Raw genomic sequence first — 13,229 nt, forward strand, 5'->3', positions numbered from 1 at the left:
CTAGCTAACGCTCTTATAATACACTTCGTGTTGTATTACTTAAAAGATCTTCATAGCTGCGTTCAAATTTTTGCACATCTCCGGCGCCCATAAAAATAATCACGCCATCTTTATGATCTAGAAGTGGAGAAACGTTGTCTTCTTGAATAACTTCGCCACCTTGATCAATCTTATTTGCTAAGTCTTCTATTTTTACATCACCAGCTTGTTCACGCGCAGAACTAAATATGTCACATAAATAAACACTATCTGCTAAATTAAGTGCTTCGACAAAATCATCCATTAAAGCAATGGTACGCGAAAAAGTATGGGGTTGAAAAACTGCCACGATTTCTTTATCAGGGTATTTTTGACGAGCACCGTCAATTGTAGCCTTAATTTCTGCTGGATGATGTGCATAGTCATCGACAATTACCATATCAGAGACTTTCTTTTCACTAAAACGACGTTTTACTCCAGAAAATGAAGCCATTTCTTCGGCAACTTCTTTCATATCAAAACCTTCTAAATGAGCCGTAGCGATAACACCTAAGGCATTATTGATATTATGTTGACCAAAAGCCGGCAAATCAAAGTGTCCGATGAAATCATCGTGGAAATAAACATCAAAAGCTGAACCAGTCGTGGTACGTGCGATATTTTCAGCCCGAATATCATCATCTGAATTCGCACCGTAATAATAAATAGGAACATCTGCTTCTAATTTTCGTAAATAAGGATCATCACCAAAAGCTAAGATCCCTTTTTTAACTTGCTTAGCCATGGTTTGAAAAGCAGAAAATACATCATCGATACTCTTGAAGTAGTCTGGATGGTCAAAATCGATATTCGTCATAATTACATAATCTGGACTGTAAGCTAAGAAGTGACGTTGGTACTCACAAGCTTCAAAAGCAAAAAATTCAGCATCGGTTCTTCCATGACCTGTACCATCACCGATTAAAAAGCTAGTCGATTCAATGCCACTTAGTATATGGGCTAATAAACCGGTTGTACTCGTTTTCCCGTGCGAGCCAGTAACAGCAATACTTGTAAAATGTTGAATAAAGTGTCCAATAAAGTCATGGTAACGAATGACTTCTAAACCTAACTCACGGGCTCGAACTAATTCTTCATGAGTATCAGGAAAAGCATTACCGGCTATCACAGTCAAACCTTCCGTAATATTATTTGCATCAAATGGGTAAATAAGAATATCAGCTTTTTCTAAGCCAACCTGAGTGAAAAAATACTTTTCTACATCAGATCCTTGCACTTGTTCTCCTTGTTCATGCAAAATTAATGCCAAAGAACTCATTCCTGAGCCTTTAATCCCTACAAAATGGTAGATTTTTTTATCTTGATTTGTCATTATTAGAATCCTCTTTTCTCGGAAAAATTGATAACAACCAAAGCGTCATTACCAAACTGGAATATATTATCTAATAAAAGATAAAAAATAGCAAAAGATTTTTATTTTCCGATTTTTTTTGTATAGGTATATTGATATAGCAGTTTACCACTGCATTTACCACAAACAAAGCGTTGTGTATTAATTCTTTTTTGTCTAGTAATCGTCAACTGACAGTTTTGACACTTATACACATGAAAGCTTTGCTTCGTTCGAATATCTGGAGCATAGCGTAAACCACCCGTTTTTGTCAACAATTCCTTGAAATCTGCGTCTTTATGTTGAAAACCTTTATTTTCAATATGCAGATGGTAGTGGCATAGCTCATGTTTAATAATTCCAATAAAGATCTTGTGATCAAGTTTAGCCATCTTAGGGTTAAAATCTAAGTGGTGGTCACTTGCATGATATCTGCCACCTGTTGTTTGTAAACGTTGATTAAAAAATGCCTGATGTAAAAAAGGTTTATTAAAAAACTGTATGGAAATTTTTTCCACTAATAATTGTAATTCATCCTCAGTCATTTTGATTCTCCTGGATCGATCATCGTTAAACTTATGCGTCCTTTTTTCAAATCAACCTGTTCAATCCAAACAGTAACGATATCACCGACTGAAACAACATCAGTGGGCTGTTTAACAAATTTCGGACTCAATTTTGAAATATGCACAAGTCCATCTTGTTTAACACCTATATCCACAAAAGCGCCAAAATCAATCACATTGCGGACCGTTCCTGTTAATTGCATGCCTGCTTTCAAATCTTCCATCGATAAAACGTCTTTGCGTAAAAGCGGCGCGGGCATACTATCACGCATATCACGTCCGGGTTGAATAAGCGCGTAGATAATATCTTTAAGTGTTTCCACACCAATATCTAATTTAGCAGCCGAACTTTCCGGAGACAAACTTTCCAGCACTTCTTTAGCATAGGAAGTACCAACATCTGATAAATCCAATTGTAGGTTTTCTAGTAAGCTTTTGGCTGCAGTATAACTTTCCGGGTGAATGGCAGTATTATCTAAAATGTTTTTAGCTCCGAGAATCCGTAAAAAGCCAATGGCTTGTTCATAAGCTTTAGGACCTAAACGTGAGACTTTTTTCAACTGTGTTCTCTTCGTAAAAGCGCCATTTTCCTCCCGATAACTAACAATATTTCCTGCCGTTGTTTTATTTAAACCTGAAATATGTTGTAGAAGTTGCGGACTAGCGGTATTTACATCTACACCAATTTGATTGACAGCTGTTTCTACTACAAAATCCAACTGCTCATTCAATCTTTTTTGTGAAACATCGTGTTGATATTGCCCCACACCTACAGCTTTAGGATCAATTTTCACTAATTCTGCTAAAGGATCTTGCAAGCGACGACCAATACTAATCGCACTACGCTCTTCTACTTGTAAGTTGGGGAATTCTTCACGCGCAATCGTACTAGCTGAATAAACTGAAGCTCCAGCTTCATTGACAATTACATAGTAAACATCACGCGTAATCGATTGTAAATTTCTAGCAACAAATTGTTCTGATTCACGACTTGCCGTACCATTACCAATAGCAACCATATCTACTTGATAGTTTTCCACAAGTTGATTGAACTGTTCATCCGCTGTTTTTCTTTTTTCAGCAGAAGCAGGTTTATGTGGATATATCACTTCAATAGCAAGCACTTTCCCAGTTTCATCACAAACAGCCAGTTTACATCCTGTTCTATAAGCAGGATCAAAGCCTAGAACTGTTTTGCCCTTTAAAGGAGGTTGCAATAACAAGTTGCGTAAGTTTTCGCCAAAAATCGCGATCGCTTGTTCGTCTGCCTTCTCTTTTAATTCATTACGAATTTCACGTTCAATGGCAGGAGCAATAAAACGTTTATAAGCATCTTGATAAGCTGCAACCACTAATGAAGCAGCTGGAGATGATGCATCTTTTATTAATTGCCGATTTAGATAATTCAATATTTTTGTTTCATCGCTTTTAAGCGAAACCGTTAATATGCCTTCTTTTTCACCGCGATTACAAGCTAAAATCCGATGTGAAACTATTTTTTTAATAGGCTCTGAAAAATCGTAATACATTTCATAAACGCCTTTTTCATCTTTTTCTTTATCTTTTGCCTGACTTTCAAAGCGGCCATTTTGAAAAGTTTCATTACGAATCCAGCTTCTGAATTTGGCTATATCACCGAACTGTTCAGCCATAATTTCATGCGCTCCAGTTAGTGCGTCTTCGGTCGTGGCTATTTTTTCGTTGACAAACTCTTCTGCTTTAGCATAAACATCTGCTTGCGGAAAAGTTAATAACCATTGACTAAGAGGCTCTAATCCATTTTCTTTGGCGATAGTTGCCTTTGTCCTTCGTTTTTGCTTGTACGGACGATAAAGATCTTCCACTTGCTGCATTTTAGGAGATTTTAAAATCTTACTTTTTAAATCCGAAGTTAGCTTTCCTTGTTCCTCGATCAGTCGCAAAACTTCTTCTTTACGATTTTCCAAATTTTCCAAGTAATGATAACGTTCTTCAATTTCTCGAATTTGAACTTCATCTAAATCAGCGGTCATCTCTTTTCGATAACGGGCAATAAAAGGCACCGTGTTCCCATCATTTAATAAAGTTAATACAGTATGTATTTGTTTTGTGCGATATTGTGTTAATTCTTCCTGTAATAAAGGAAGAAGTTTTTCGTTAATTTCTTGCGCCATTTTGACACACCTTTCATTTCACATAACTTTTATTATAACATAAAAAAGAGAGAACTTTGTTTAAAAAGTCCTCCTTTCTTTAAAAATTAGGCTGCCAGCCTGCTGTCAGTTTGTGATATTCAATATCTTGTACGATGCCATCTTTATTAAAAATGACGCCATGAACTGAGCCGCCAAATACTGCGCCACCATCAATACCAATTTTGTGATCGGAAATCCACAAAGCAGTTGTCTGCATATCACCATATAATAAGGGCGTGATTGTATGTCCAAAGACAATTGTTTTCCCCGTATTATTTTTTCCTTGATGAAAAGGTTCCCTGACCCAAATAAAGTCCGGTGGGTTGGTCTTCTTCCAATCTTTTTTATTCAGATCAACCCCCGCATGGACAAAAATATATTTTTCCCACTCAAAATACAAAGGTCTTTCAACTAAAAACTGAAGCAGTTGTTTATAATAAGAACGAATAGTCATCGCGATTTCTGTTGGCGAGTACTCTTCACAACATCCTTTAAATAACAAACTCTCCATCGTTTCTTTACCACCATTTTGTACATAAGCTTGATACCAATCCTCAGGAGAATTTAAAAATTGTAAAAAGTATTCCTCATGATTTCCACGCAAATATATCGCATGATATTTTTCAACTAACTTTTTGCCTAGTAAAAAACAATCTTTACTCTTTTTGCCGCGATCGTTTAAATCACCGATTAAAACGAGTTGATGAATTACTGGATCAAAATCTTTTAAAAGTTTTTCAAACAGTGCCAATTCTCCATGAATATCACTAATCACATAAACATAAGGTTTCAAGATAAAAAACCTCCTTTGTCCTAAAGTCTTTAGGCTTCAGACACCGCAAAATAATTACCATCTGGATCAACGAAATTAAACACTAATGTTTCTTCCATTTGAATTAATTCTCCAATTTCAATCGGTAAATTTTCCATTTTTTTGTATAAATCAGTAATATTTTCCGCAAAAAACATCACTTGTGGTGGATTTGTAGCTACATCTGGAGACTGCTTTTCTATAAAGTTTCTATCATATAAGACAAAACTCATTTCCGCTTTTTCACTTGGCGCAATCTCCACTACTAAAGTGCCGTCTGTTTCTTGACTATCTATCACTGCAAAATCCAAAGACTGCCAAAAGTCAACTGCTTTTTTTACATCATCTACAAAAAGACTAATCTGTACTTTATTTGAAAACATCTTCTCCTCTTTTCTACTCTTTGCGTTCAAAATCTAAATTAACGCCTGGTTTATCAGTAATAATTTCAGTTACTTCATAAGTTAATCGTTGTAAAATATCAAATAAAGGGTCCATCAATTCATCAATTTCTTCTCTAGTCAAATCATCTTGACTTTGAATATTTTGATTGACAATATGATTGATTTGCCCCATAGCGCCCCGAATAATAAACTGCGAAAAGACGATCTCAAAACGCAAACGTGTACCAATGATACTGTTTTCCTTAGGATAGCTTTCATCAGGAGCTTTAAGTGGCGTTAGACCAATATTTATCCCCGTCTGAAGATCTGCTTCTTCTTTTTTTCGCTGGTCAAAATGATAAGCCTCCACTAACGGCTGTTGTCGTTTGATTTCCAAATACTTCACCTCTCAAATTTAAGTATAGCATAAATATATACGAAACAAAAAAATGGAAAATAACTGTTATAGCTTATTTTCCAGCTTTTACTCTTTATTTATTTAATCCATCTGTTTTAAATAATCAATAGCATCTTGTAAGGTTTTTACCGGAACGATTTTCATGTCCGTATCTAAACTATCAGCTGTCTCTTTAGCTTCCTGATAGTTAGATTTTAAGCCGGGGTTTTTCTTTAATACTTTTTTACTTATTGTATCATTGGGCGCAAAAAAGATTTGCGCACCTGCTTCATCTGCGCTGGCCACTTTTTTGTCAATACCACTGATTCGCCCGACTTTGCCTTTTTCATCAATGGTACCTGTTCCTGCGATATCTTTTCCTTTTCTCAAATCTTCTTCAGTCAGTTGTTCATAAATTTCTAGTGTAAACATTAAACCAGCAGAAGGTCCGCCAATATCCTCTACATCAAAATCAATATCGTCTTTTGAAGTAATATCTGTGTGATCTACTAAAGTAATGCCGATTCCTGCTTTTTGATTACTTGGTAGTTCTACCAGCTTGCCACTAGCTTTCTTTGTTTTATCATTATGTTCATAAGTTACTTTTACAGTGTCACCAATTGACTTTTGCTGAACATAATCCATAAAATCCTGGTTATTATCAAAGCTTTTTCCATCGACTTTCGTTACTGTGTCACCAACATCTATTTTTCCATTAAAGCTCGAATTTTCCATCACATTCATCACATAAACACCCTTATACTCAAAGTTATAAGGGCGCTTTGCCAACTTTAGCGCTTGTTGAATCGCTGCGTTTTGCGAGGATTCCATATAATAATTTTGCATCTGATCATATTCTTCACCACTCGCCCCACCGAAAAGATCTTCTTCTGAAACCAATTCTTCAAAAGGAGAAATCTTTGCTTTTATTGCTGTAACAACTGAAGCCTGCTGAACACCTACCGAAGTTAGGGAAAAAGAACCATCTTCCTGGTCTTTTTTATCATTAACAGTGATTAAATCTTTAAGTTCAATTGTAGAACCGGGCTTTTCAATATAATAGGGTAAAGGTAAAAAGACACTCGCGAAAATAGCGAGTGCAATGATCAAAAGTATTAACGTTTTTTTTAAAGAATCACGCTTCATCTTGTTCACGCTTCTTTTTTATGGCCTTGTAAACATTTTTTGGCAAATACTTTTTCACATCACCATAAAATAGCATCGTTTCTTTTAATAAACTAGAACTAATATGACTATACTCTGTTTCAGCCATCAAAAAGACCGTTTCGATATCAGGAGCTAAGTGACGGTTCATCGTCATGATTTCTTTTTCATACTCGTAATCATTAAAATTTCGAATCCCTCGTAATAAAAATTTTGCGCCCAGTCGTCTTGCCGTTTGTACAGTTAGCTCAGTTTCTTGTGAAATGACTTTAACATTGGACAGGTGCGCTAAAGCTTCCTTAGCTAATTGGACCTTTTCATCCGTTGAAAACAGAGATTTTTTATTCGTGTTGATAAAAATACCAACAATTACTTCATCAAATATCTGTGCGCCTCTTTCAATAGTAGATAAGTGTCCCATCGTTAAAGGGTCAAAACTTCCAGGAAATAATGCAATCTTTTTCATACTTACGCCTCATTTCTATAAATCGTTATTTTTGTTAAACCATAATTTTGTTTACGTACTTGCTGTAGAGGCTTTATCTCTTCAGGTAAATCAACATTTTTATCCGTTTCACAAATCACTAAACAATCTTGTCCTAATAAATTTAACTGTAAAAGTTGATCGATATCCTGTACGATCGTTTGTTTGGCGTAAGGCGGATCTAAAAAAACGATATCAAACAACGCTTCATCCTGAGCAAGTTGTAAAAGAGCTCTTTCTGCAGTTTGCTTTAAAGTCACAAATTTTTGCTCTTCTTTGGTTAAACGGATGTTTTCCTGAATTACTTTTAACGCTGGAAAATATTTTTCTACACAAACAGCACTCCTTGCTCCTCTGGAAATAGCTTCGATAGCTAAAGCCCCGCTACCAGAATAAAGATCTAACACATTTTCCCCATCAAAGTATGGACCGATCATATTGAACAAGGACTCTTTAATTTTATCTGTTGTTGGCCGAGTGGTGTCTTTTGACAAACTTTTTAATGCCATTTTTCGATAATTTCCAGATATTACACGCAAAATCGCACTTCCTTCCATTGGTTATACAAAATATCATTCACTAAGGTTTTCTTCATTGTTTTCTGAGACTTGAAAAGCAGCTTCAGTACCAACTGTTTCACCAAAACTCATATCAATATCTGGACGATATGAAATATCAACATCTCTTACAAAATGAAGACGATGTAAATTGTCGATGGTTTTTTGCATGTCTTCTTCATTAATATATAAAATAACGTATTTCATTTTGTTTGAAACATAATGAACAAAACCATAGCGACGCAAATTTTTCAATTGTTTTAGACTATATACCCAAACAACGAGCCCACGCCGTTTTTGCATCTCGAATGCTTTTGAACTATCCGCCATCGCAGTTCCCTCCTTTACCTAAATTGTTTTCAAAAAAAGGAGTGCCTGCATCCACCTTAACACCCTCAGAAACTGTACTCGCAACCTTACTTCCAATAGTATCTAATACTGACTGCAGGTCAGTTTCAGCTAAGCGAAATTCAGCAACTTTAGGATGAAGATCTAAAGTTCGTTTGGCTTTACGCAAGGCGAGTTGTTTTTTTCTGTAGTCAGGGGCGTATTTTCCATAAGCCGCGACCGTTTCAAAGTCCTCTTTTTTGGCTATAAAATCATCACGTAACACCCGTACGTTTTTATCTTCATACATTAGCCCCTTTTGCCTTAAATAATTTTGGAAAGTCGCACTTTTTACCAACACTTCGCATAAATCATCCATTTGATCCTCAATAGCAAATAATTGCTCATCATAAATCAATTACTTTCACTTTCCTCTGTTTGATAATCTAATTCTTTCCATAAGATTAACACATTTTCTTTTGAAAAGGCAACGGCTAAAGAGGCTTCATTTGAGGCTAACAACCGCTCGTTAAGCCTTGGTGTACTATACCAAGATAAAACTGAAAAACTGGGATCATAAACTGGCATCTCAAAGTGTCCAGAGATTGAAGGATCATCTAATAAATCGGTCATTTCGCTATCATTTAACATAAAAGTACCCGGTTCTTCCTCTTCAAATCGTTGCAGTTCTTGTAACCTTTCTGTGGTTAAAATATCTTCTTTATCATTGATAAAAGTAGCTAATGTTTTTTCACTAGTCATTTGAAGATTACTATCGAGTGAAAAAGTAGGTTGTTCCTTTCTTTTGCGTAATAACTGAAGGAAGTCACTTGTTTGCTGTCTTTTAAACTGATGAATTTCTTCCCAATCACTACCCTTTTCTTGCGCATAGCGAGGACCTTGATCATCAGCAACAGTATAAGGCGCAAGTTTTAATAAAGTTTCACTATCTAAATAATCAACAGCATATAACTGACTTTCTCCTTGCATCTGCTCAAAAAATAAAATAGCAAATGTTCCATTATCAAAAGCAATTAAAGGGCGATAGTTCATATCGTCTTCTTCAAGTTCTAAATCAATCGTTTCATCTTGATAGTCAATCGTAAAGTTTGGATAAACCATGGCAATTTTTGATAACTCATCCATAGTCATGCCGAATTTAAAAGGTTTGATTGTATCATCTTCTTCTCCTAAATACTTAATACTTTTAATGACTTTGTCTTCACTGTTGACTTCCAATAATTCATCATCTATTAAATAACGATTGATGGTAAAGGAGAAACCAGAAGCCATACTTTCTTCTGGTTGACCATAGTCCTGTTCAAATGCATCTAAGTCTTTTTCGATCCAATGTGCAAATCCTTCTGTTTCAATCGTTTCATAGTTCAAATTAGTAGCAGGGGGCGTTCTAGGAAGCTGCTTAGTTGTCTCATCTTCTGCTGGCTCTTGCGGAAACCAAATAGGTTGCATATATAATGCAAGAAGAAAAATAAGAAACAAACCTGTAAATAGGAGACTTCTTTTTTTCATGAGAATACAACCTTTCCACTATTTTTCTTCGATTTCAATCAATAAATCGCCTGAAGCAATAGGTTCATCCGCTGCTACATAAACATGTTTTACTTCACCATCAAAGCCAGCTTCAATAGAAGTTTCCATTTTCATTGCTTCAGTTACCATAAGTGTGTCCCCACGTTTTACGCGGTCCCCACGTTGAACCAAAACATCTAAAACGGTACCTGACATTGTAGCACCAATATGTTCTTTATTCGTTGGTTCAGCTTTCTTTTTAACAGCTACACTCGTTTTTATAGAGGTGTCTTTTACAACAATTTCACGTCGTTGACCGTTTAAATTGAAAAAGAGTGTACGATTTCCTTCAATATCTGGTTCTCCAATATCATCTAGTCGAATAATTAAAACTTTCCCTTTTTCAATTGTTACGGTAATTTTTTCACCTTGACGCATTCCCTTGAAAAAAGTGGGTGTATCTAAAACTTTAATATCTGCATATTGTTCGTAAGCTTTGCGATAAGCGATGAAAACATCAGGATACATTAAATAACTTAACACTTCATCTTGATTAGGCGTATAACCGATCAATTCTGCTAGTTCGGCACTTACTTCATTGAAATCTACCGGTTTTGCAAAAGCACCTGGACGATCCGTATAAGGTTTTCTACTCTTTAAAATAATTTCTTGTAACTTTTTAGGAAAACCACCGACAGGTTGTCCTAAATCCCCTTGAAAAAGGGAGATGACCGATTCAGGGAAACTGATGGATTCTCCTTTTTCATAAATGTCTTCTTCTGTTAAATCATTTTGTACCATAAACAAGGCCATATCTCCTACAACTTTAGAAGAAGGCGTTACTTTCACAATATCTCCAAACATCATATTTACCTTATGATAGACTTCTTTAATCTCATCCCAGCGGTCGTATAAACCGACCGCTTTTGCTTGTTGTTGTAAGTTGGAATATTGACCGCCTGGCATTTCATGCATATAAACTTCGGTTTGCGGTGCATTCATCCCGCTTTCAAAGGCTTGATAATATTGACGCACGTCTTCCCAATAATGATTTAATTTTTGCACATTTTCGATCTGAATATGTGGTACACGCTCACTATCATCTAAAGCATAGTATAAACTACTCATACTTGGCTGACTGGTACCTCCACTCATTGCACTAACAGCGACATCGACAATATCCACTCCTGCTCTGACAGCTTCAGAGTAAGTCATGATACCATTACCGCTTGTATCATGCGTGTGCAGATGAATCGGTAGATCGACTGTATCTTTTAATTCACTGATCAAACGATAAGCCGCTTGTGGTTTCAACAACCCCGCCATATCCTTAATAGCAATAATATGTGCGCCTAGTTGCTCTAAGTTTTGTGCCATATCTTTATAGTACTGTACAGAATATTTTTGTCGGCTTGGATCATTGATATCTCCCGTATAGCAAATCGCAGCTTCAGCAATTTTGCCGGTATCTCTTACCGCTTGAATACTTTTTTCCATTTGCGGCAACCAATTCAAACTATCAAAAATACGGAAAATGTCCATTCCTTGTTTTGCGGCTTCATTGATAAATTCAATGATCACATTATCAGGATAATTAGAATAGCCTACTGCATTTGAGCCGCGGAATAACATCTGCAGCAAGGTATTCGGCATTTTTTTACGTAAAAGACGTAACCTTTCCCATGGATCTTCAGTTAAGAAACGATAACTCACGTCAAAAGTGGCACCGCCCCACATCTCACTAGAAAACAGCTGCGGAATTCCTTTTTCTGTTTGTCCAGCGATCCTTGACAAATCGTGTGTACGTACGCGCGTAGCTAGTAAACTTTGGTGAGCGTCACGGAAAGTTGTATCTGTCAACAAAACATTATTTTGTCGACGCACCCATTGACTCAGTTGGTCTGCTCCTTGTTGATCTAAAATATTTTTAGCGGTTTGTTCATTCTTTGCATCTATAAGATTTTTCGGCAAACGTGGGGCTTCATAGAAAGGCTTTTCTTGTTTTTCAATACCAGGAAAGCCATTAATCGTAATTTCTCCAATATATTTCATTGTTTTATTTCCGCGATCTCGAGTAAAGGAAAATTCGAATAATTCAGGTGTCTGATCGATAAAGGTAGTCGTCATTTCTCCTGAACGAAATTCTGGATGGGAAATAACGTTTTTTAAAAACGCCATGTTTGTTTTTACACCACGAATACGAAATTCTTGAATACAACGAGCCATTTTGGCAATTGCTTGTTCAAAACTTGCAGCGTGTGTACATACTTTGACCAGCAAAGAATCAAAATAAGGCGTGACAACCGCTCCAGCATAAGCGTTTCCTACGTCTAGTCTTACCCCAAAACCACCCGGAGAACGATAGGTATCTATTTTTCCAGTATCAGGCATAAAATCGTTCAATGGGTCTTCTGTTGTGATACGACACTGAATAGCGGCTCCTTTAAATGTCAGATTTTCTTGCTTAGCTAAGCCAATATCTTGATGAAGATCTTTACCTTGAGCAATTAAAATTTGTGTGGTCACAATATCTACATCAGTGATCATTTCAGTAATTGTATGTTCTACTTGCACACGTGGATTGACTTCAATAAAGTAAAATTTCCCATCTTCAACTAAAAACTCAACAGTTCCTGCATTTATATAGCTTACATGTTGCATTAGATCAACTGCTGCTGTACAGATTCTCTCACGTAATTTTTTATCAAGCGAAACACAAGGTGCTACTTCAACAACTTTTTGATGTCTTCTTTGAACGGAGCAATCCCTTTCAAATAGATGAATCACATGCCCATGTTTATCACCTAAGATTTGTACCTCAATATGCTTAGGATCAGCGATATATTTTTCCACATAGATCTCATCACTTCCAAAAGCGGCTTTCGCTTCGCTTTTTGCACGCGCAAAACCTTCACGGGCTTCTTTTTCATCATGAGCTACACGCATACCACGACCGCCGCCGCCTAAAGCAGCTTTAATCATAATAGGATAGCCATTTTCTTTAGCAAAAGTAACAACTTCTTCTTCACCAGAAACAGGTCCATCTGAACCCGGTATCGCTTGAATTCCTGCAGCAACCGCTGCTTGTTTGGCCTTAATTTTATCACCAAAAATATCTAAATGATGAGAGGACGGACCGATAAAAGTGATACCCTCTTCTTCACAACGAGTAACAAATTCTAAGTTCTCAGATAAAAATCCATAGCCAGGGTGGATCGCCTGAGCCCCTGATTCTTTAGCAATACGAATAATGTCTTCAATGTCCAGATAAGCATCTATAGGCTTTTTACCTTCGCCTACTAAGTAAGCTTCATCCGCTTTAAAACGATGAACCGAATATTCGTCTTCTTTTGCATAAATCGCTACTGTTTGTATATTTAATTCGACACACGCACGAAAAACACGTGTTGCAATTTCTCCTCTATTAGCTACAAGAATTTTATCCATCCAACCACTCCTTAAAATTT

General features: G+C 36.4%; 13 protein-coding genes. All 13 read right to left on the reverse strand.

The window, feature by feature from the left end:
• Positions 1–13 precede the first annotated feature (13 nt).
• On the reverse strand, positions 14–1,351 hold the full coding sequence (murC, locus tag AC806_RS05700) for a UDP-N-acetylmuramate--L-alanine ligase (RefSeq protein ID WP_069028964.1): 1,338 nt from the start codon (positions 1,349–1,351) through the stop codon (positions 14–16).
• A gap of 101 nt (positions 1,352–1,452) precedes the next feature.
• Positions 1,453–1,914 carry a SprT family protein gene (locus tag AC806_RS05705; protein WP_014124885.1) on the reverse strand — a complete coding sequence of 154 codons (462 nt, stop codon included), beginning with the start codon at positions 1,912–1,914 and terminating at the stop codon, positions 1,453–1,455.
• Positions 1,911–4,088 carry a Tex family protein gene (locus AC806_RS05710; RefSeq protein ID WP_069028965.1) on the reverse strand — a complete coding sequence of 726 codons (2,178 nt, stop codon included), beginning with the start codon at positions 4,086–4,088 and terminating at the stop codon, positions 1,911–1,913. The genes AC806_RS05705 and AC806_RS05710 overlap by 4 nt, the downstream gene beginning before the upstream one ends.
• Before the next feature lie 79 nt (positions 4,089–4,167).
• Complete coding sequence (locus tag AC806_RS05715) at positions 4,168–4,902, reverse strand: metallophosphoesterase (protein WP_014124887.1); 735 nt, start codon at positions 4,900–4,902, stop codon at positions 4,168–4,170.
• A 29-nt stretch (positions 4,903–4,931) separates the two neighbouring features.
• Positions 4,932–5,303, reverse strand: coding sequence for a VOC family protein (locus tag AC806_RS05720; RefSeq protein ID WP_014124888.1), 372 nt, complete (start codon positions 5,301–5,303; stop codon positions 4,932–4,934).
• A 13-nt stretch (positions 5,304–5,316) separates the two neighbouring features.
• Entirely contained in the window at positions 5,317–5,700 is a 384-nt protein-coding gene (locus AC806_RS05725; protein ID WP_014124889.1) for a DUF1149 family protein, read from the reverse strand.
• Between the two features lie 102 nt (positions 5,701–5,802).
• Positions 5,803–6,846, reverse strand: coding sequence for a SepM family pheromone-processing serine protease (locus AC806_RS05730; RefSeq protein ID WP_014124890.1), 1,044 nt, complete (start codon positions 6,844–6,846; stop codon positions 5,803–5,805).
• Complete coding sequence (coaD, locus tag AC806_RS05735) at positions 6,836–7,330, reverse strand: pantetheine-phosphate adenylyltransferase (protein WP_014124891.1); 495 nt, start codon at positions 7,328–7,330, stop codon at positions 6,836–6,838. The genes AC806_RS05730 and coaD overlap by 11 nt, the downstream gene beginning before the upstream one ends.
• A gap of 2 nt (positions 7,331–7,332) precedes the next feature.
• Positions 7,333–7,887: a 16S rRNA (guanine(966)-N(2))-methyltransferase RsmD gene (gene rsmD, locus AC806_RS05740; protein ID WP_061840465.1), complete on the reverse strand. Its 555-nt coding sequence runs from the start codon at positions 7,885–7,887 to the stop codon at positions 7,333–7,335.
• 33 nt (positions 7,888–7,920) lie between these two features.
• The gene (locus AC806_RS05745) at positions 7,921–8,235 is read right to left on the reverse strand and encodes a YlbG family protein (RefSeq protein ID WP_014124893.1); all 315 of its coding nucleotides are present in this window, start codon (positions 8,233–8,235) and stop codon (positions 7,921–7,923) included.
• The gene (locus AC806_RS05750) at positions 8,225–8,650 is read right to left on the reverse strand and encodes a YlbF/YmcA family competence regulator (protein ID WP_014124894.1); all 426 of its coding nucleotides are present in this window, start codon (positions 8,648–8,650) and stop codon (positions 8,225–8,227) included. The genes AC806_RS05745 and AC806_RS05750 overlap by 11 nt, the downstream gene beginning before the upstream one ends.
• A complete protein-coding gene (locus AC806_RS05755; protein WP_014124895.1) occupies positions 8,647–9,762 on the reverse strand; it encodes a CAP-associated domain-containing protein in 1,116 nt (371 codons plus the stop codon). Before AC806_RS05755 ends, AC806_RS05750 begins: the two co-directional genes overlap by 4 nt.
• Before the next feature lie 18 nt (positions 9,763–9,780).
• The gene (locus tag AC806_RS05760) at positions 9,781–13,209 is read right to left on the reverse strand and encodes a pyruvate carboxylase (RefSeq protein ID WP_069028966.1); all 3,429 of its coding nucleotides are present in this window, start codon (positions 13,207–13,209) and stop codon (positions 9,781–9,783) included.
• Between the last annotated feature and the right edge of the window lie 20 nt (positions 13,210–13,229).

Source organism: Tetragenococcus halophilus (genome assembly GCF_001712815.1).
GTDB classification, from domain to species: Bacteria; Bacillota; Bacilli; order Lactobacillales; family Enterococcaceae; genus Tetragenococcus; species Tetragenococcus halophilus.

Bases quoted from the DNA above. Each gene is read 5' to 3' on its own strand.
- AC806_RS05705 (WP_014124885.1), bottom strand. From the start codon at position 1,914: ATGACTGAGGATGAATTACAATTATTAGTGGAAAAAATTTCCATACAG.
- murC (WP_069028964.1), bottom strand. From the start codon at position 1,351: ATGACAAATCAAGATAAAAAAATCTACCATTTTGTAGGGATTAAAGGC.
- AC806_RS05745 (WP_014124893.1), bottom strand. From the start codon at position 8,235: ATGGCGGATAGTTCAAAAGCATTCGAGATGCAAAAACGGCGTGGGCTC.
- AC806_RS05755 (WP_014124895.1), bottom strand. From the start codon at position 9,762: ATGAAAAAAAGAAGTCTCCTATTTACAGGTTTGTTTCTTATTTTTCTT.
- AC806_RS05710 (WP_069028965.1), bottom strand. From the start codon at position 4,088: ATGGCGCAAGAAATTAACGAAAAACTTCTTCCTTTATTACAGGAAGAA.
- coaD (WP_014124891.1), bottom strand. From the start codon at position 7,330: ATGAAAAAGATTGCATTATTTCCTGGAAGTTTTGACCCTTTAACGATG.
- AC806_RS05720 (WP_014124888.1), bottom strand. From the start codon at position 5,303: ATGTTTTCAAATAAAGTACAGATTAGTCTTTTTGTAGATGATGTAAAA.
- AC806_RS05760 (WP_069028966.1), bottom strand. From the start codon at position 13,209: ATGGATAAAATTCTTGTAGCTAATAGAGGAGAAATTGCAACACGTGTT.
- AC806_RS05730 (WP_014124890.1), bottom strand. From the start codon at position 6,846: ATGAAGCGTGATTCTTTAAAAAAAACGTTAATACTTTTGATCATTGCA.